Origin of the sequence: Advenella kashmirensis W13003, assembly GCF_000506985.1 — a bacterium.
Lineage (GTDB): Bacteria > Pseudomonadota > Gammaproteobacteria > Burkholderiales > Burkholderiaceae_B > Advenella > Advenella kashmirensis_A.
In genome coordinates this window covers 420,903-440,325 of the sequence record NZ_KI650980.1, presented here as the reverse complement: position 1 = coordinate 440,325, position 19,423 = coordinate 420,903, and the positions used below count along the sequence as shown (strand labels likewise).

At 55.7% G+C, this 19,423-nt stretch carries 18 protein-coding genes; 3 read left to right on the top strand and 15 right to left on the bottom strand.

Annotated features, from left to right (window positions below; translation table 11 throughout):
- Nucleotides 1–19: 19 nt before the first annotated feature.
- The 4 genes from W822_RS36880 to W822_RS36865 form a co-directional block, all read right to left on the bottom strand.
- The gene (locus tag W822_RS36880) at nt 20–700 is read right to left on the bottom strand and encodes a C39 family peptidase (protein WP_216593309.1); all 681 of its coding nucleotides are present in this window, start codon (nt 698–700) and stop codon (nt 20–22) included.
- Nucleotides 701–814: 114 nt separating this feature from the next.
- A complete protein-coding gene (locus tag W822_RS36875) occupies nt 815–1,855 on the bottom strand; it encodes a CDP-6-deoxy-delta-3,4-glucoseen reductase (RefSeq protein WP_024005704.1) in 1,041 nt (346 codons plus the stop codon).
- A 4-nt stretch (nt 1,856–1,859) separates the two neighbouring features.
- Nucleotides 1,860–4,187, bottom strand: a complete 2,328-nt coding sequence (gene parC, locus W822_RS36870) for a DNA topoisomerase IV subunit A (protein WP_024005703.1) — start codon at nt 4,185–4,187, stop codon at nt 1,860–1,862.
- Nucleotides 4,184–6,190 carry a DNA topoisomerase IV subunit B gene (locus W822_RS36865; RefSeq protein ID WP_051401750.1) on the bottom strand — a complete coding sequence of 669 codons (2,007 nt, stop codon included), beginning with the start codon at nt 6,188–6,190 and terminating at the stop codon, nt 4,184–4,186. The genes parC and W822_RS36865 overlap by 4 nt, the downstream gene beginning before the upstream one ends.
- Before the next feature lie 296 nt (nt 6,191–6,486).
- Here W822_RS36865 and trxA point away from each other — a divergent pair, with 296 nt between their 5' ends.
- The 3 genes from trxA to W822_RS36850 all read left to right on the top strand — a co-directional run bounded on the left by trxA (nt 6,487) and on the right by W822_RS36850 (nt 8,710).
- The gene (gene trxA, locus W822_RS36860; protein ID WP_031242926.1) at nt 6,487–6,813 is read left to right on the top strand and encodes a thioredoxin; all 327 of its coding nucleotides are present in this window, start codon (nt 6,487–6,489) and stop codon (nt 6,811–6,813) included.
- Nucleotides 6,814–6,896: 83 nt separating this feature from the next.
- Nucleotides 6,897–8,153, top strand: coding sequence for a transcription termination factor Rho (gene rho, locus W822_RS36855; protein WP_024005700.1), 1,257 nt, complete (start codon nt 6,897–6,899; stop codon nt 8,151–8,153).
- Nucleotides 8,154–8,371: 218 nt separating this feature from the next.
- On the top strand, nt 8,372–8,710 hold the full coding sequence (locus W822_RS36850; RefSeq protein WP_024005698.1) for a PsiF family protein: 339 nt from the start codon (nt 8,372–8,374) through the stop codon (nt 8,708–8,710).
- Between the two features lie 162 nt (nt 8,711–8,872).
- Here the strand turns inward: W822_RS36850 and W822_RS46510 are convergent, their stop codons facing one another.
- From W822_RS46510 to sucD, 11 genes are all read right to left on the bottom strand, one after another.
- Nucleotides 8,873–9,361 (bottom strand): DUF5339 family protein, encoded by a 489-nt coding sequence (locus W822_RS46510; protein ID WP_024005697.1) that lies wholly within the window; start codon nt 9,359–9,361, stop codon nt 8,873–8,875.
- Nucleotides 9,362–9,385: 24 nt separating this feature from the next.
- Entirely contained in the window at nt 9,386–9,643 is a 258-nt protein-coding gene (locus W822_RS36845; RefSeq protein ID WP_024005696.1) for a hypothetical protein, read from the bottom strand.
- A gap of 274 nt (nt 9,644–9,917) precedes the next feature.
- Entirely contained in the window at nt 9,918–10,613 is a 696-nt protein-coding gene (locus W822_RS36840) for a fumarylacetoacetate hydrolase family protein (protein WP_024005695.1), read from the bottom strand.
- A gap of 140 nt (nt 10,614–10,753) precedes the next feature.
- Nucleotides 10,754–11,287 (bottom strand): inorganic diphosphatase, encoded by a 534-nt coding sequence (ppa, locus tag W822_RS36835; RefSeq protein ID WP_024005694.1) that lies wholly within the window; start codon nt 11,285–11,287, stop codon nt 10,754–10,756.
- Between the two features lie 24 nt (nt 11,288–11,311).
- Nucleotides 11,312–12,730 carry a heme biosynthesis HemY N-terminal domain-containing protein gene (locus W822_RS36830; RefSeq protein ID WP_024005693.1) on the bottom strand — a complete coding sequence of 473 codons (1,419 nt, stop codon included), beginning with the start codon at nt 12,728–12,730 and terminating at the stop codon, nt 11,312–11,314.
- Between the two features lie 3 nt (nt 12,731–12,733).
- Nucleotides 12,734–14,578 (bottom strand): uroporphyrinogen-III C-methyltransferase, encoded by a 1,845-nt coding sequence (locus W822_RS36825; RefSeq protein ID WP_024005692.1) that lies wholly within the window; start codon nt 14,576–14,578, stop codon nt 12,734–12,736.
- Between the two features lie 92 nt (nt 14,579–14,670).
- A complete protein-coding gene (locus W822_RS36820) occupies nt 14,671–15,486 on the bottom strand; it encodes a uroporphyrinogen-III synthase (protein ID WP_081724398.1) in 816 nt (271 codons plus the stop codon).
- Nucleotides 15,487–15,495: 9 nt separating this feature from the next.
- Nucleotides 15,496–16,452: a hydroxymethylbilane synthase gene (gene hemC / locus W822_RS36815; protein ID WP_024005690.1), complete on the bottom strand. Its 957-nt coding sequence runs from the start codon at nt 16,450–16,452 to the stop codon at nt 15,496–15,498.
- Nucleotides 16,453–16,712: 260 nt separating this feature from the next.
- Nucleotides 16,713–17,435, bottom strand: coding sequence for a TerC family protein (locus tag W822_RS36810; RefSeq protein ID WP_024005688.1), 723 nt, complete (start codon nt 17,433–17,435; stop codon nt 16,713–16,715).
- A 161-nt stretch (nt 17,436–17,596) separates the two neighbouring features.
- On the bottom strand, nt 17,597–18,295 hold the full coding sequence (locus W822_RS36805) for a TerC family protein (protein ID WP_024005687.1): 699 nt from the start codon (nt 18,293–18,295) through the stop codon (nt 17,597–17,599).
- Between the two features lie 232 nt (nt 18,296–18,527).
- The gene (sucD, locus tag W822_RS36800; RefSeq protein WP_024005686.1) at nt 18,528–19,409 is read right to left on the bottom strand and encodes a succinate--CoA ligase subunit alpha; all 882 of its coding nucleotides are present in this window, start codon (nt 19,407–19,409) and stop codon (nt 18,528–18,530) included.
- Nucleotides 19,410–19,423: the final 14 nt, after the last annotated feature.

The window sequence follows — 19,423 nt, the reverse complement described above, 5'->3', positions numbered from 1 at the left end:
GGCGACCACAAGGGTCGTATCAGCTGAGATTAAGGGGTATGAGAATTCCGCGATTTGCGAAGAACATATCAAACAGCTCAATGTCCATCACCACGTTCGCCTGATTCGACTCATCCGTCCCGGACGGATTATGAAAGACCAGGCGGTTTGTTTCCGGCTCGAAACGATGCACCAGCACCAGATGTCCACCTTTACGCGGCGGTTTATTTTCCGGATGCCGTATTGTCGGGTGAACTGAAGCGATGAAAAGACAATCATCATTCAGGCGCGGCAATACTTCCTGGATCGAAATATCTTCAACAACACAGGCTTCAAATCCATACTCTGCGTTGATAAACTTCACGAAGGGAAAATAAAAAAGACCCTTGATCGTTCCATCTTCAACTTTATAGCCGCCATACTTTAAACACAAAGACAAAAGTGAAAACAGCGGAACGTCAATGTCACGCGCATATTGGAGCACCATGCGCAAGCACGCCATACCGCAAATATGTCCGCTCCAAAGCTTGTACTCCTGCCTTGTCCTGGCCCCAGACTCCCCCCATTTTGGATCATCCGCAGCGTCGATCTCTCCTGACAAAAAACCTTTAATCAAATCGGCAGACACCCATTGAGCGCAGTACGGCATGGGCTTTGCTGTTTTTTTGAAAGTCGTCATAAGCAAACCAATATTCAAAAAATGTTGAGTCTGTTTTTGCACATCCAAATCTGGATGTAGTTACAACCACCTGAGGTTGACAAACCGATAGGCAATCTGGCAAAAAAACGGCGCATCAATATGAAGCGCCGTTACTATTCAGTTGCGGTCGCACACTCAATTATGAATGGCGTCTGCTTCCGATGTAAACGAGTCGGCAAAGAACTCTTCTTCGGGCAGGCCACAGAGGCCGGTATATTCCGTGCGCGCACTATTGACCACGATCGGCGCGCCACACGCATACACCTGATGGCCTGACAGATCAGGATGATCCTGAATGACAGCCTTGTGCACAAAGCCGCTGCGGCCTGTCCAGGCGTCGTCCGGGGTCGCGTCCGAGATGACGGGCACATAGGTGAAAAACGGCAGATCGCGCGCCCACTGTTGGGCCAGTTCGTTCATATACAGATCATGAGGACGGCGTCCGCCCCAATACAGCGTGACCGGACGGGTAATGCCTTTCTGGATGATGTGTTCCATCATCGCCTTGATCGGCGCAAAGCCGGTGCCGCTGGCCAGGAAGATAATCGGCTTGTCGCTGTCATCACGCAGAAAGAATGATCCCAGCGGGCCTTCCACACGCAGGATTTCGCGCACTTTCATTTGCGTGGCGCCCGCGCCGAAAACGTGATCGGTAAACACGCCGCCCGGCAGGTGACGTATATGCAATTGCACCGGCTCTGTGCCGTTGGGTGCGGTCGCCATGGAGAAGCTGCGGCGCTTGCCGTCTTTCAGGATGAATTCGATGTACTGGCCCGCATAATAGCGAAAGGGTTCGGTCGCCGGCAGTTGCAGGCTGATAACCATCACATCATCGGCCACCTTGTCCAGCGTCATGACACGTGCAGGCATCTTGCGGATCTGGATATCGCTGGCCATCCGCACTTCGCGCACTTCAATATCCATATCGCTGGTCGCATGCGCCTGACAGAACAGGGTATAGCCTGCGCTGATATCTTCAGCCGACAGGATCTGGGCCGGTGCCGGGCCGGCATCGAACGTGCCCGACATGACTTTGCCCTTGCAGGTCGAGCAGGATCCGCTGCGGCAGCTGTATGGCAGCACGAACCCGGCCTCCAGCGCCGCATCCAGAATGGTTTGTCCTTCTTTCGTTTCAAACTGATGGTTGCTGGGATGCACCGTCACTTTATAGCCCACGACTTTACTCCTTGTTCGCTGCCATCACCGGCAGCAATGTTATGTTTTTCATTCGGACATCGAAGAGGCGACCCTTGCGTGCGCGCTTGCCGATATAGTCGGCCAGCGCCTGCAGCGACAAGGTATCTTCGGTGTGCTTGTTGCGATAAATACCTGATACCACGATGCCCTCTTCGCCCACCGGAATAATCTGCGCCAGGCTGTCGTTCGCATCCAGCGTCATCAATTGCGTACCGCGTCCACCGCCGGCGAGCGCCTTGACTTCCTTGAGATCGATCACCAGAATTTTACCCTTGCCGGTGTACATGGCCAGATGGCTGCTATTGCCAAAGACGGGGACCGGACGCAGCAAATGCTGTTCGGCCTCGACGGTCACGAATTGCTTGCCGGCTTTCTGGCGACTGGTCATATTCGACAGTTTGGCGGTAAAGCCCAGGCCATTGCTCTGCATGAGCAGCCAGCGAGTGTCGGCAGCGCCCGCAACAAAATGGGTGATTTGCGTACCACGCTCCAGATCGATCATGGTTGTGATGGGCTGGCCATCTCCGCGCGCAGACGGCAGCGTTGCGACGGCCACGGAATACACACGCCCATTGCTGCCCAGCGCGATCAGCGTATCGGTGCTCTGGCACTCATAGGCTGCATACATGCGATCGCCGGTTTTGAAGCCAAACTGGGTATGATCGTGCCCATGTCCCTGGCGTGAACGCAGCCAGCCTTTTTCCGACACAATCACCGTGACAGGTTCTTCGACAATGCGCGTCTCCAGCACAGCCCGTTCGGCCTCTTCGATGATCGTACGCCGCGGGTCGCCATATTTTTTGGCGTCCGCTTCGATTTCTTTGCCGATCATGCGCTTCAGGGCCGACGGGTTGTCCAGCAATTCCTGCAGCTTTTTCTGCTCATCACGCTTGTCGTTGAGTTCCTGTTCTATCTTGAACCCTTCGAGTTTCGCCAGCTGGCGCAGGCGCATCTCCAGAATGTCTTCGGCCTGCCTCTCGGTCAGCGAAAACCGCTGCATCAACGCAGCGCGCGGCTCGTCGGATTCGCGTATGGTCTGGATGACTTCATCGACGTTGAGATAGACCACCATGCGCCCTTCCAGCACATGGATCCGGTCGATGACTTTATCAAGACGATGCTGCGTGCGTCGCGTCACGGTCTGGGTGCGGAAACTGAGCCATTCTTCCAGTACGGTGCGCAGATTGCGCTGGCGTGGGCGACCATCAATGCCAATACACACCAGGTTGACTGATACCGTACCTTCCATGCTGGTTTGCGCCAGCAGCAGATTCACAAATTCGTTGCGATCAATGCGCGAGGATTTGGGCTCGAACACCAGCCTCACGGCTGCTTCGCGACCCGATTCATCACGCACCGCGTCCAGCAGGGCCAGCATGGCAGATTTGTTTGCCTGCTGGTCGGGCGTCAGCGTTTTCTTGCCCGCCTTCACTTTGGGATTGGTAATCTCTTCGATTTCTTCCAGCACTTTCTGGCCGGAGGTATTGGGTGGCAGTTCGGTCACGACCAGTTGCCACTGGCCGCGTGCCATTTCCTCAAACTCCCAGCGCGCGCGGGCCTTGAGCGAACCCCGGCCCGACGAATAAATCGCGGCAATGTCGCTGGCTGGCGTAATGATTTGCGCGCCGCCGGCAAAATCCGGGCCGGGAATCAGCGTGTACAGTTCCTCGTCGGACAGGCGCGGATGGCGCAGCAACGCCACCGCTGCTGCTGCCACTTCATTCAGGTTATGCGACGGTATTTCGGTTGCCATACCCACGGCAATGCCCGAAGCACCATTCAGCAGCATGACGGGCAGGCGTGCAGGCAGCATTTGCGGTTCCTGCTGGCTGCCATCGTAGTTCGGAACAAAGTCGACCGTGCCTTCGTCGATTTCACCCAGCAGGACATCGGCAATCGGCGTCAGCCGTGCTTCGGTGTATCGCATGGCCGCAGCCCCGTCGCCATCGCGCGAGCCAAAATTGCCCTGCCCGTCGATAAGCGGATAACGCAGGGTGAAATCCTGTGCCATGCGCACCAGCGCATCGTAGGCAGCCTGGTCCCCATGGGGATGGAACTTGCCCAGTACATCGCCCACGACCCTTGCAGATTTGACCGGCTTGGCACCGGCCCGCAAGCCCATTTCGCCCATGGCATATAGAATGCGCCGCTGGACCGGCTTCTGGCCATCGCCTACATCGGGCAAGGCACGGCCGCGCACCACCGACACGGCATAGTCCAGATACGCCTGCTCGGCGTATAGCCCCAGGGTGATGGTTTCGTCTTCGGGACGCTCTGCTTCAAACAGATCGGTCTGGTCTTGATCACTCATACATCCACTTCCGCTAAGTTACCTTTATCTTCGAGCCAGCTGCGTCGCTGGGCAGACTCGCCTTTGCCCATCAGCATATCAAACATTTTTTTCGTTTCGTCGGACGTCAACTCGCCGTAACCGACAGGCAACAGGCGCCGCGTATCGGGATTCATGGTGGTTTCCCACAGTTGCTCTGCGCTCATTTCGCCCAGGCCTTTGAAGCGGCTGATGCTCAAAGCCGTGGGCTTGACACCGTCCTTCTGTACCAGTTTGTCCTGCACCGCTTCCAGCTCGGATTCATCCAGGCAGTACAGCTTGCGCGCGGGGCGCTTACCCTGGGCGGGAACGTCGACACGGAATAGTGGCGGCTTGGCGATAAACACAAAGCCGTTCTCTACCAATTTCGGAAAATGGCGATAGAACAAGGTCAGTAACAATACCTGGATATGCGAACCATCCACATCGGCATCCGACAGAATGCAGATGCGCCGGTAGCGCAAGCCCGAGAGATCGGGGTTGTCGGTGGGACTATGCGGGTCGACGCCGATGGCCACGGCAATATCGTGAATTTCGTTGTTGGCAAAGAGGCGGTCTTTTTCCACTTCCCAGGAGTTCAGGACCTTGCCGCGCAACGGCAGCACGGCTTGAAATTCCTTGTTGCGGCCCATTTTTGCAGACCCGCCCGCAGAATCGCCCTCGACCAGGAACACTTCGGTACGGGTGCTGTCGGAAGACTCGCAATCGGTCAGCTTGCCGGGCAAGACGGCTACACCGGAGCTTTTGCGTTTTTCGACTTTTTGCGCCGAACGGGTACGGACCTGCGCCTGGCGGATGGCCAGTTCCGCCAGTTTACGACCGGCCTCCACGTTACTGTTCAGCCTTAACTCGAATGAGGTTTTGGCAAAGCCCCCTACGAGTCTGACGGCATCGCGGTTATTAAGCCGTTCTTTGATCTGGCCCTGAAATTGGGGATCCAGCACCTTGGCCGAGAGCACGAAGCTGGCGCGGGAGAAGACGTCTTCGGGCAGCAGCTTGATGCCCTTGGGCAACAGGTTGTGCATTTCGATAAAGCTTTTCAAGGCGGTATACAAGCCCTCGCGCAGGCCTGCTTCGTGGGTGCCGCCGGCCGAGGTTGGAATGAGGTTGACGTAGGATTCACGCACCACCTGCCCTTCTGCCGTCCAGGCGACGGCCCATTCTGCGCCCTCGCCATCGGCAAAATACTCGTGCCCTTTGTCAGCGTACTGGCTGTCGGAAAAAATGGGCACCAGCAGTTCTTCGCCGGCAAGCGATTCGGCCAGATAGCCTGTCAGGCCGCGTTCATAAAGCCATTTTTTCTGTTCGCCGGTTTTTTCGTTGTTCAGGACGACCGTGACCCCTGGCATAAGCACAGCCTTGCTGCGCAACAGGCGCACCAGCTCAGCCGTCGAAATCTGGGCGGTGTCAAAATACTTCGGATCAGGCCAGATACGCACGCGCGTACCGGTCTTTTTACGCGGCACCGCGTCGCCAAGGCGATTCAGAGGCGTCTCTACCCGTCCGCCGTCGGCAAAGACCAATTGATACTCGCTGCTATCGCGCCAGACGGTGACTTCCATACGGGTCGACAGCGCATTGGTCACTGACACGCCCACACCGTGCAGACCGCCGGAAAAGGCATATGCGCCGCCGGCCTTTTTATCAAATTTGCCACCGGCGTGCAGCCGGGTGAACACAATTTCCACCACGGGCGCCTTTTCTTCCGGGTGCAATCCGACCGGGATACCCCGGCCATCATCTTCCACCATTACACTGCCATCTGTGTTCACGGTCACGGCAATCTGCCTGCCGAAACCCGCCAGGGCTTCGTCGGCAGCATTATCGATAACCTCCTGAATAATGTGCAGCGGATTTTCGGTACGGGTGTACATGCCCGGGCGTTCGCGCACAGGCTCCAGTCCTTTCAGGACCCGGATGGATGCTTCGTCATAGCTTTGCTTGGCGGCCACGTGTTTCTCGATACTGTTCAAAAAAACAGACATTTTACGTGCTCAAAGCGTTTTTTGTCGCTCAAAAATCACGCTTTCTGACAATCTCTATCGATAAATGGTATTCTTACATTTAACTACAGACGCATTTGGCTGCTGTTTGCCTGTCAGGAGTACCCCTCCTCACCCAGGCCCGGCTTGATCATGCCGGCATCGGAATTCAAACTGACAAATCCATTTCGATGCAGCTCACATCAAAACCTGTCCGCTTTGATCGCCCTCCTGTCAGGGCATTCCAAATACGTTAATTTCCTTTCTGACTATTCTTGGCTACTTTCTCCTGAAACATTATGAGCGATCTGATCAAACACGCAACCGAAAAAACATTTGAAGCCGATGTGCTGAACTCGGAGCTGCCGGTGCTGGTAGACTACTGGGCGCCGTGGTGTGGTCCGTGCAAGGCGATTGCGCCGCTGCTGGAAGAAGTCTCGCGTGACTACGAAGGACGTGTCCAGGTCGTCAAGGTCGACGTTCAGGATCACCCCGAAGTCGCTGCCCGCTTCGGCATTCGCGGCATACCTACTCTGATGGTTTTCAAAAACGGCGAAGCTGTTGGTACCAAAGTCGGCGCAGTCAATAAAACCCAGCTTACCGGGTTTATCGACGAATCCATTTAAGTCATTTTCTCGCGCGGGCTCATTCGTCAGCCCGCCACCCTGACTCATATTTTCCAATCTTATCTATCCGTACTAATTAAATAATGCACCTTAATGAATTAAAGGCACTGCATGTGTCGCAGCTGCTCGAAATGGCTGCAGGCCTGGACATCGAAAACGCCAACCGCTTCCGCAAGCAGGAACTCATGTTTGCCATCATGAAGCGGCGCGCCAAGATGGGAGAACAAATCTTCGGCGACGGCGTGCTGGAAGTGTTGCCCGACGGCTTCGGCTTCCTGCGCTCGCCCGAGACCTCCTACCTGGCCAGTACAGACGACATCTACATTTCCCCTTCCCAGATCCGCCGCTTCAACCTGCATACGGGTGATTCCATCGAAGGCGAAGTGCGGGTTCCCAAGGACGGCGAACGCTACTTTGCGCTGGTCAAGGTGGAAAATGTCAACGGCGTGTCACCCGAGCTGATGAAACACCGCATCATGTTCGAGAATCTGACCCCCTTGCATCCCGATGATCCGCTGATTCTTGAGCGCGACATCAAAAGCGAAGAAAACAACACCGGCCGTATTCTTGACATTTTCTCTCCCATCGGCAAAGGCCAGCGTGCCCTGATCGTCGCCAGTCCCAAATCGGGCAAAACGGTCATGATGCAACACATTGCCCACTCCATCACCACCAACTATCCCGACGCGACCCTGATCGTGCTGCTCGTAGACGAGCGGCCTGAAGAGGTCACGGAAATGACGCGCACGGTACGCGGCGAAGTCGTTGCCTCGACCTTCGATGAGCCCGCGACCCGTCACGTGCAGGTTGCTGAAATGGTCATCGAAAAAGCCAAACGTCTGGTTGAACTGAAAAAAGACGTGGTCATTGTGCTCGATTCCATTACCCGTCTGGCGCGTGCCTACAATACCGTGGTGCCCTCTTCAGGCAAAGTGCTGACCGGCGGCGTGGACGCCAATGCCCTGCAGCGCCCCAAGCGTTTCTTTGGTGCGGCCCGTAATATAGAAGAAGGCGGCTCACTCACCATTATCGGTACCGCATTGATCGAAACCGGCAGCCGCATGGATGAAGTCATTTACGAAGAATTCAAAGGCACCGGTAACTGCGAGGTTCATCTTGAACGTCGTCTGGCCGAGAAGCGTATTTACCCGGCGATCAACCTGAACAAATCCGGCACCCGCCGTGAAGAGCTGCTCATGAAACCCGAGAAGCTGCAACGCGTCTGGGTTCTGCGCAAATTCATCCACGACATGGACGAGATCGAATCAATGGAATTTATTCTGGACAAGATCAAATCGACGAAGAACAACGATCAGTTCTTCGACATGATGAAAAAATAATCGCAGACATTCATCGGAAAAATGCCTTCCACATTACGTGTGAAGGTATTTTTTTTGGATGCGACCATTATTGGTGAACCACCGGTTTTTCCTGACGTTTTTTAACACATTGCGCACTCGGACACATTCCGGATTCCTCCGATAGAGCGTATGCTATGTGCTGCATGGCGCTCGGCCATGCCTTGATTGCCTTATTTATCTGTCGAAAAGGATTGAAAATGAAAATCGTCAGCAAATCAGCCTGGGCAGCCGCTATCGCCCTGAGTTTTTTCAGTGTCGGCGCGATGGCGCAAACCACTGCAACCACGAAAAAAGAAAACAGCCAACAGACCCGGATGGCGACCTGCAACGCCGATGCCAAAACCAAAAGTCTGCAGGGCGATGCGCGCAAAAGCTTTATGAAATCGTGCCTGAGCGGCAACGCCACTGGCAAGGATGGCAAGCCACTGAGCAGTTCACAGCAGCGCATGGCCGACTGCAATCGCGACGCCAAAACAAAATCACTGACCGGAGACGCGCGTAAAACCTTTATGTCCTCTTGCCTGAAAAAATCCTGACAACGCCGGGCGACGTAAATTGAAATAACAGACAAAAAAAAGCGACCTGCAATGTGACTTGCGGGGTCGCCCAGAGAGAGTAATTCTGATGAAGCAACCTGCAACTGCCAGCGCTTCATCCGTTTTTCTGCAACCGCAGCCGGTCAAGGCTGCGGCCGACTTTTATTGCGGCATGTTTTTTTCCTGCTGAGCCAACATATCCAGTGCCTGTTTGCAGCTTGACTCCAGTTGTGCCTGATCTTTAATGGCGGCCATCTGTGTGCGTTGCTGCTCAATCATCTGGTTCATCTGTTCCGCAGAACCTCCTGCCTTGGTGACCATGTCTTCAGCTTTCTTGAAGTAGTCCTGGCATGCTTGCGGAAGGCTGCTGTCTTCGCTGGCGGGCGTAGACGAACCGCTGGCTGCAGCCGGTGCCTCACTTGACGCAGGTGCATCGGTCGAGGGAGCCGGTGCCTCAGATGAAGCAGCAGGCGCAGACTCGGCTGGCGCCGGTGCTGATTCTGCCGGTGCAGTCGGTTCAGCTGCCGGCGCGGCGGGGGCTTCGGACGTCGCACCCGGTGTTGCCGGCGCAGACGAATCTGACCCCTTATCGCACCCGGCCAAACCCAGTACCCCGGCCAAAATGGCCGTCAGAACCCATGAACGTGTCATATTAGGTTTCATGCGTGGCCCTTTTTATTGTGGCTGAGTACCGGAACCAGAAGCAGGAGCGTCGCCAGATGGCGCGGGCGTTGTACCGGAATCAGCGGGGGCAGTAGAGGAATCCGCTGGTGCAGCGGGCTCAGCCGCCGGTGCCGGTGATGCCGGTGCTTCGGAAGTCGCGCCCGGTGCTGCCGGTTCGGCTGAATCGGACCCATTGTCACATCCGGCCAGACCCAGCAATCCTGCAAATACTGCTGTCAGAACGATTGATCGTGTCGTATTAAGCTTCATGACTTATCCTCTTTATTTGAAATGCGAAATCAGTACAAACCATTATTCGCACTTTCGGCCCAAAGATCATTACAGAACGGCCATAAAGTGCTTATATTTGTAACATTCGTATTTTTTTCAGGTGATCGTCAACTTCGATATCTGCTTGATTTGTATTGCAAAAGCAATAAGACACCGTTTTGACGGTGTCTTATTATTTAACGTTTTGAACGGCCTGTCGCTGTGATGCGTCGCTCTACGATAGAGCGACACAGCAGCGTCAATCGCGCCCGGCTCAGACGATGCGCACGTTCAATTGTCCCAGTCCCGCCACTTTGCCAACCAGCTCATCTCCTGTTTTTACCGCACCCACGCCTTCAGGGGTCCCGGTGAAAATCAGATCGCCGGGTTGCAGTTCAAACAGGCCTGACAAATAGGCGATCGATTCGGGAATAGACCAGATCAGTGAGGCAATCGTGCTGCTTTGGCGGGTTTGGCCATTGACGTCCAGCGAAATGGCTGCCGACTCAATATTCTCCACACTGTCAGCCGGATGCACGGGTCCGATAGGGCCGGACAAATCGAATGCCTTGCCCACTTCCCATGGTCTGCCCTGCTTTTTTGCCTCGCCCTGCAGATCGCGCCGCGTCATATCCAGCCCCAGCGCGTAGCCATATACCATCTCTGCTGCCTGCTCGACTGTCACGTCTTTGCCGCTCTTGCCAATTGCCACAACCAGTTCCATTTCATAATGCAGATTGGCGGTTTTGGAGGGATACGGCATTTGTCCTGTCTGTCCGTCTGCGACCGGCAACAAGGCATCAGCGGGCTTGCAAAAGAAGAATGGGTCTTCACGGCCGGTGAAGCCCATTTCCTTGGCGTGTTCTGCATAGTTGCGCCCTACGCAGTAAACACGACGCACGGGGAACCGCGCATCGCTGCCGGCAATCGCAAGCGAAACAAGCTCTGGGGCTGGAAATACATATGTCATAGCAGTCTCTTCAATAGTCTTGATTATCATTTATCAGGCAATCGTCGCAGCACTCCGCCTTGCTTTTTGCCGGACCCATCAAAAAAGGGCACGGTTGTGTTGTACCGCGCCCTTTTTTTTAATCGCTGGAATCGAAAGGATTATTTACCTTTCTGGAATCGCTCGATACTGGAGGTGATTTCCGCGTGTGCCGCGTCAATGCCTTCCCAGCCTTTGACCTTGACCCATTTGCCCTTTTCCAGATCTTTGTAGTGTTCAAAGAAGTGCTGGATACGTTGCAATTCCTGCTCAGGCAGGTCAGTGTGAGCATTGATATTGCTGTACGGGGGGTACAGTTTATCTACCGGACGCGCCAGCAGTTTGGCGTCGCCACCGGCCTCGTCATCCATTTGCAAAACGCCAAGGGCGCGGCACTTGATGACCGAGCCCACAACAACAGGGAACGGCGTGATCACCAGGACGTCCACCGGATCGCCATCGTCGGACAGCGTATCAGGAACATAGCCATAATTGCATGGGTAGTGCATGGCGGTCATCATGAAACGATCGACAAAGATCGCACCCGTCTCTTTGTCCACCTCGTATTTAACCGGATCGGCATTCATCGGAATTTCGATGACAACATTGAATTCTTCCGGTGTCTTGGAACCGGCAGGGATATTTTTCAAGCTCATAATCAACTCTTCGGGTTACTGTGGTTACGGTTTTTCATTCAGTTCTTCAGCACGGATGCCGGGAATCGGCGCGCTGTCAAAGTACTCTTCGTCTGTCTCGGGGCGCCTGGCGTAAATGGCTTTTGCGGGCGCTGCATCGCCCTGCTCAGCCTCCGCTTCGGCCTGCGCATCGTTGCGCTTGCGATCAGGAGGGCCATCCGGGTCCATGCGGGTATCGGCCGCAGGCAGATATTTTTCTCCGGCCACCACCGGCAACATGGAAATGGATGCCGAGGCAAAGCGCCAGTGCTTGACCGCTTCCGTGGGTTTGCCCAGACGGTCATACAGCGCACCCAGCAGCGAATGGGTGCGCGGGTCTTCGCGCAATTTGAGGCTGCGCGTCAGATAGCGTTCGGCCTGGCCCCACAGTTGCGCAGCAAGACACAGAAAGCCGAGCGCATTGAGCAGATCCGGATTGTTCTCGTCTTTCTCAAGCCATAGCTGGGCTTTAGTCAGACGGGCATTGACCTGCTCCTGCGGACATTGCACGTAGGCATTCAGCAGGCGGGCATCAATTTGATTGCGCAGCGATGTTTCAAGAATCTGACCTGCTGTATCAGCATGGCCCGCAGCCTGGGCTTTTTCAGCCGCAGCCAATGCGATCAGCGGCATGGTCTTTTCTGCCGAACTGAACGATTTCCAGGTGTTGGCCCAGCTGTCGCGCGTGGTCGCCTTCATGACGGCGGCTCCTGCGTGTTCGATCAGGCGCCGGCCTTCGAAGTCGTCAATGGCGCCTTTCTTGGTCAGCGTACGCGCCACATCCAGCAACTTGTCCTGGTTGCCGATCTGCTTGTAGCCTCGCAAGAGCAGTTTCTGGATATGGTCCTGGTTTGCGCCGCCGGCTTTGGCCAACGGCTCCAGCAAGGCCAGGGCCTGTTTGGACTCGCCCTGCTCCAGCAGCATTTCTGCCCGTATGGTGGCCGCTGCATCCTGCATTCTTGGATTGCCTTCGGCTTTGGATTGTGCGGTCAGCAATAAGGCATCCCGTTCGGCATAGCGTGCCTGGTTATGCGCCGCCTTGGCTGCGGCCAGGCTGGCAAGGGCCTGGCGACCGCTATCTCGACTGCGATTGAGCAGGCGGGTCAAATCTTTCTCGGCGGGGCTGCTGCGTCCCTCCAGTAATTCAACCCAGCCACGCTCAAGCAAATCGTAATCCTTGCGCGTGTGCCGGCGCTGGTTCCAGGTTCGAATTCGCGTGGGTGCATCCATCAGAAAACCGATAAGACGGAACACCAGGTAAAACACAAAAAATGCGATGACGATAAAGACCAGGCCCGCCGCAAGCGAAACCGTGCGACGTTCGTCGCCGGTCACCACCATAAAATAACCACTGGAATCACGCAGCAGCAGCGCGGCCGCAACGGCAATGGCAAGCAGGACGAGTAATTTCAAACTGGTTCGCATGCACTACTCCTGTCCGGGATTCATGGATTTGAGCTGATTGCGCGTTTCGTCCACTGCTTTCAAGCTTTGTGTGATCGCTGGCATTTGCGGCCGGACCCCGGTTTTGAGCAATTGCTGAATCTGCGCCAGCGCCTGCTGGGTATCGGACGAATCCTGATTGAAACTTTGCTTCAAGCCTTTGACCACGGTCTCCAGCGAGGCGGTCCAGATGCCCTGCTGACCGTTGAGCAGCGCCTGTTGCGCAAAATGCAGGTTCTGTTTCAGATTGGCGCGCAGCTGGGCAGCCTGATCGACTGTCAGCAGCACCTGATTGGGATCGGCGAGTTTTTCCACGCGAACAATGCCGCCCAGGTCGGAACGTAATCCGTGCCAGGCAGAGGCTGGCCAGGTTTTGACCTCGTTCCACGCCCGCTCATACCAGGCGTCTGAACCGGTTGAGACGGCACCGCCGTCTGCACGCTGAGTTGCCTGCCCGTCACTGTTCGTCACCGTGGATGACGCAGCCATGGGACGCGCGCCGGCCTGGTCAGGCGCAATCATCGGCAGTGCATCAATGCGCTCGGACAGTGCCGATACCTGGGAAAACAGTGCGTCGACACCAACCACCGGAGCTGACTTGAGCGCCACAATATCGGCGGCAAGCGCGCCCTGCAGTCCGGCCAGCACAGGCGCATCTGCCTGGTCAATGGCTTTTCGGGCTGTCTCGAGCGAAGCGACGGCATTGTCCAGATTACCGGAAATAGACAGCTCGTTTTGCGCCATCGTCACCAGACGGCTGACATCATTGAGCACAAATACACTGGCTTCATGACGAGATGCCTGCAGGCGAGTGTTTTGCAATTGCGCAAGCTGCTTCTGCGAGGATTCCAGCTGGTCACGCAAGGCGATGATCTGTGCAGACTGGCGATCCAGCTGATCGCGAATGTCGGCCGGCAATGAGCCTGTGCCACCCGCAGCAGCCGGGGCCGCGGAATTCGTTAAGGCCGTGCCGGCCTGAACAGAAGAAGTCGAATCGGTATGGCTGGCCGACCCGGAAGCGGCAGCCTCATCATGCGGGGCCTCGCTATCGTTCCCGGCCTTTTCTTGTGCTGTGGAACCGGAGTCTGCAGCCGGGCTGACGGCATCTTGTGTCGTATCACTGTTGTCTTTGGCGCCTGCGGCATCTGTGCCGGTGCCATCGCTATGGTCGGCTGCCGGTCCCGCCGGTATGTCGCTGGTGCTGCCTGCAACACCCGTCTCTGCCCCTGTCTCGGCACCGGTGCTTGCGGTCGCATCAGCCGGCTGCTGCGTATCCGTAGAAGTATCGCCACTGCCAGCCGCGCCGGATGATGAATCTGACGATGTCTCGTTTTCGGTGCCACCAGAGGTGTTCGCATCAGGGGAGGATGCCGATGGCGCTTGCCCGTTGCTGTCTGCGCCGGATGCGCTGTCTGTTCCGGGCGCATTGTCTGCGCCGGACACATCGGATGTCGGGGACGCCGGTTCGCTACTGGACTGGCTGCTATTGTCAGCAGAAACCAGTTGATTGTTCTGGGCGTAATAATAACCGCCCGCTGCAATGGCGGCCACCACCACAATCGCACCAATAATGGGGCCACGGGTGCTTTTGGTCGCTTCGGGATTGTCTTTGTCGGTCAGGGGCGGAACAGGCGTTGCGCCGGCATGTTGGCCTGCCTTGCTATCACGCGGTGTATCGCTGCTGCCGGCCGGCCCGGTCGATGTTTCGTTAGCGAGCTTGACATCAGTTACCTCATCTGTGGCTGTGCGCGTAGCGCGTTCCTGATGTGCAGTCGCATCCGGCTTTTTTTCACTGTCCGTCTTTGACGCGTCGTCCCGTTTTTTTTCCATGTTTTTTAATTCCTTGCTATCCAGAAAACCAATACACCGCAGGGTGATCGTTCATGAAAGATATGTGCATTGTAGTGGATTACAGCAGGCTTTTAATCGGACTTTGTAACCGCATGGAAAATTGCAGCATCCTCGGGCGAGGCCTGCACAATACGCAATGTTGCCGGGTCGCAACCTGAAAACGCCTGCTGCCACCCTTGGATCAGGCTGTCCTGCTGCCCTGGGTGCGTGACCACAAAAGTGATGGATCGGGTGGCCTGCGCCGGGAACCAGCCTGTATCTGCTACATTTCGTATGAAGGACTGGACGCCTTGCGGGCTGGTCAGCACCACATAAAGCGGACCGGTGCCTTCTCTGAGCAGAAAAGCCATTTGCCGCTGCTCCTGCTCGCACCAGAGCCGGGCCTGCCGCGTGTATAACGGCAATCGCGTAACCGCGACTGAAGCCGCCTGCAATTGCCCGGCAAACCAGTTATTGCCGGTGGTGCCACACACAATCAGCACTGACTGCAGCGTGGCAAACACGCCGCTGTCTTTCAACGTCGTCACAAAGCCGCCGGCATCGCGCGCCTGACCGGCAGCGGGTGAAAGGATATCATGCTCCGGCACACCCCGGGCCTGCAGCGTCCTTGCCGTGCCCGGCCCGACGCAACCCGCCTGCAATTGAGCAGGCCACCTCACACCCTGCTCATCCAGCAAATCAAAAAAACAGTCCGCGGCATAGCCACTGACGAAAAAGATCAGATCATATGCTGCAAGCATGGGAACCGGCTCACTCACCGGCTTGCGGCTGAGCGTGAGCGCAGGCAGGACTACCACCGCCAGGCCTGCGTCCTCAAACTGTCGTTGCAACGACTCGTTTTTTCCTTCAGGTCGGGTCAGGACGACCGTGGCTTGGGATAAAGACACGGCCCTGGCCTACGCCTTCTTATCGTCGGGCTGCGTCGGCTCTTGCAGGGCCGCCAGAATCTCATCTGCCCCCTGCTCTTTGAGCGCCTGTGCTACGTCATTGCCCAGTTGCTCGGCGCCTTCGGCGCCCGCCGTACGGGGGCTGCGCAAGACACGTTGCCCGTCCGGGGTTGCCACCAGGGCATTCAATGTAATGGCATTGTCGGTCAGGGTTGCATAAGCGGCGATAGGCACCTGGCATGAGCCACCCAACGCCCGGGACACCGCCCTTTCGGCCGTCACACAGGCGGTTGTAGCCGGATTGGCCAGACCAGCCAGCATCTCGATCAATTCGCTGCGGGACTCGAGGGTCTCAATACCCAGTGCGCCCTGCCCGGCTGCCGGCAGACTTTCGGACACATCCAGCCGCGACGCAATGCGATCAGCCAGGCCAAGACGCTCAAGTCCGGCTGACGCCAGCACAATCGCATCATAATCGCCCTTATCCAGCTTGGACAGGCGTGTATCCAGATTGCCTCGCAGCGGTTTGACAACCAGCTCCGGATAGGCAGCACGAATCTGCGACTCACGGCGCAGGCTGGAGGTCCCGACGACGGCACCGGCAGGCAGTTCACTCAATTGGTGATAATTGGGCGACACAAACGCATCGGTCGGATCGGCCCGCTCAAGAATGGCGGCCAGGGTAAAGGGCGATTGCAGGTCAACGGGCACATCTTTGAGGGAATGGACGGCCAGATCGGCCCGGCCATCGACCAGCGCCGTTTCCAGTTCCTTGATGAACAAGCCTTTGCCTCCGATTTTTGACAGGGTGCGATCCAGAATCTGGTCACCCTTGGTCGTCATTTCCAGCAAGTTCACCTGCAACCCTGGAAAACGCTCGATCAAAAGATCCCGAACGTGATATGCCTGCCAGAGTGCAAGGCGACTGGCCCGCGTGGCAATGGTCAGTTTTTTAGGTTCCGTCACGTACTGCTCCTGCAAAGTATGGGTTAACGCAAATAATGAATCGCAACGGTCACAACAATACCAATGACTGCCAGGATAAACAGACCCTGTAATATGCTGCGCTTGGGTTTTTCTTCCATGATGTCAGACCTTCTTACGAGTAGCAGACCAACTGTCTGCGAACACAAAAACAACAACCCCGCCGGGGGCCGAAAGCCTGGCGGGGTTGCCTTGCCGATAGGAACCGGCCCGATTGAACCGGATGATTCAATGAGCTCGGATTAGTGCGCGTCGGATACCGCTGTTTTGCCTTTACGGGCAGCCAGCCATTTTCCAAGCCCGACAACGACAATCACGCCGATGACTTCTACCGCAATCTTAACAGTTTGCGGAGCAGCTTCGCCGTTGAAGAATGTTCTCTCGGTAAATACATCCGAAATCAGCATGCCACCGGCGAGCCAGCCCAACAGACCGGCGCCCAGCGTAATGACCAGCGGATACTTGTCGATCAGCTTCAGGACAAGGGTGCTGCCCCAGATGATAATCGGCACACTGACGATCAGACCGAATGCCACGTAGGCGACTTCGTGTCCGGGCGTGGTTTTCTGTGCTGCCGCCGCAATCGCAATCACGTTATCAAGACTCATGACAAAGTCGGCGATCAAAATCGTTTTGACGGCTGTCCAGACAGAAGTGCCTCCGGCCACATTGCCGTGCTCATCTTCTTCGGGGATCAGCAACTTGATACCGATCCAGACCAGTAGCGCTCCGCCGACGATTTTAAGATATGGAATTTCCAGGAGCTTGAGCGCAAATGCGATCAAAATTACCCGCATCAAAATAGCACCGAATGTGCCCCACAAAATCCCTTTCATGCGTTGCGCTTTTTCCAGATTGCGGCAAGCCAGTGCGATGATGACAGCATTATCGCCGCCCAGAAGTATGTCGATAAGAATAATCTGGAAAATTGCAGTCCAGCTCAGGGTCTGAAAAAACTCAAGCATAATGATTGATCGCCTTGGTTAATGTTGGGTCATGGGTTTGTGGGCAGCCGGCGCCTTGCCGTTCAGCCCGTGGAGCGAGCCACGGCATAAAAAAAGGGACACTTCAAGCGCCCCTTGACTGCTCCAGACTGCGAGCAATTATAAAACAGAGTATTCAGTCATTAGTCAGTTTTACCCCGACTGACGAAAAATTTACCCAGCACTACAACAAGGAGCGCACCAATAATTCCCATGGTAATCCCAAACTGGTGGTGCGTCATATTCGCCAGGGACGCCCAGGCCTCGGAGCGCGGCTCGATCACCGGGTCTCCTACGAACATTTCACCTGCGATATAGCCCAGCAGTGCGGCGCCAAGCCATACGATCACGGGGAATTTTTCAATTACACTCAATAGCAGCGTACTTCCGAAAATCACAAGCGGAATGCTCAGGGCAAGACCGATAACCAGTAGCGTGGTATCGCCATGCGCAGCTGCCGCAACGGCAACGACGTTGTCCAGGCTCATGACCAGATCGGCAACCAGAATGGTGCGAATCGCGCTCATCAGCGAGGCGTGCTGCTTCTCTTGTCCTTCACCTTCATCATCGGAATTGACCAGCGACACACCGATGTAGACCAGCAGAATCGCACCGATAATTTTCAGGTAAGGAAGCATCAGCAATTTAGCAGCAACGAGTGTCAGAATAATCCGCATAACGATCGCGGCGCCGGAACCGATCACAATTGCTTTTTTCTGTTGATTTTCCGGCAGTGTTCGGGCTGCCAGTGCTATCACAACTGCATTATCACCCGATAGCAGAATATTGACCCAGATAATTTCCAGCAGGGCGAGCCAGAACGCCGAAGAACCTACATCCATAGTGAACCTTCCAAAAAAACTTTTAAATTAGAAAATGATGTCTGTGTTATCGCCCGCCCGATTGCCGGACCGGCACGTTTTTATTGCGCTTACCATTCTATGAATATTTGCTTACAGCCCCCTGACTGAAGGTCGCTTGCCAAAAGAAAATGCCCCTGGAAATCACAACTGTGTTGTGACCTTCAGGGGCATAGCACTATTGATCGTCAGCGACGATCATAAGTGTGAAGACTTACAGAACAGACTTGAGCAATTTACCCATTTCGGATGGATTGCGTGTCGTGCGGATACCGCAAGCTTCCATGATTTCCAATTTGGCATCGGCTGTATCGGCGCCGCCGGAAATCAGTGCACCGGCGTGACCCATGCGTTTTCCTGGAGGTGCCGTCACACCGGCGATAAAGCCGACGACTGGTTTTTTCATATTGTCTTTGGCCCACTCGGCAGCATTGACTTCGTCCGGACCGCCGATTTCGCCGATCATGACAACCGCGTCGGTTTCAGGATCGTCATTGAACATCTTGAGGATGTCGATGTGCTTCAGACCGTTGATCGGGTCACCACCGATACCGACGGCGCTGGACTGACCCAGGCCAAGCTCTGTCAGCTGAGCAACCGCTTCATAGGTCAGGGTGCCTGAGCGGCTGACCACACCAATGCGACCCTTTTTGCAGATATGAGCCGGCATAATGCCGATTTTCAGTTCGTCTGGTGTAATCAGACCCGGGCAGTTAGGGCCCAGCAACAGGGTTTTTTTGTTCTCTTCGCGCATACGATTGCGCACGGCCAGCATGTCGCGAACAGGAATACCTTCGGTAATGCAGATGACCAGATCCAGGTCAGCGTCAACGGCTTCCCAGATCGCGTCGGCCGCGCCTGCGGGCGGTACATAAATAACAGATACGTTGGCACCGGTCTGCGCCTTGGCGTCTTTGACAGACGCGTAGATCGGTACGCCTTCGAAATCTTCGCCGGCGCGTTTCGGATTCACACCCGCGACAAACGCATTTTTGCCGTTGGCGTAATCACGACACATGCGTGTGTGAAACTGGCCGGTCTTACCGGTAATACCCTGGGTGATGACTTTGGAGTCTTTATTGATCAGAATTGACATGAAAAATTCCTTGC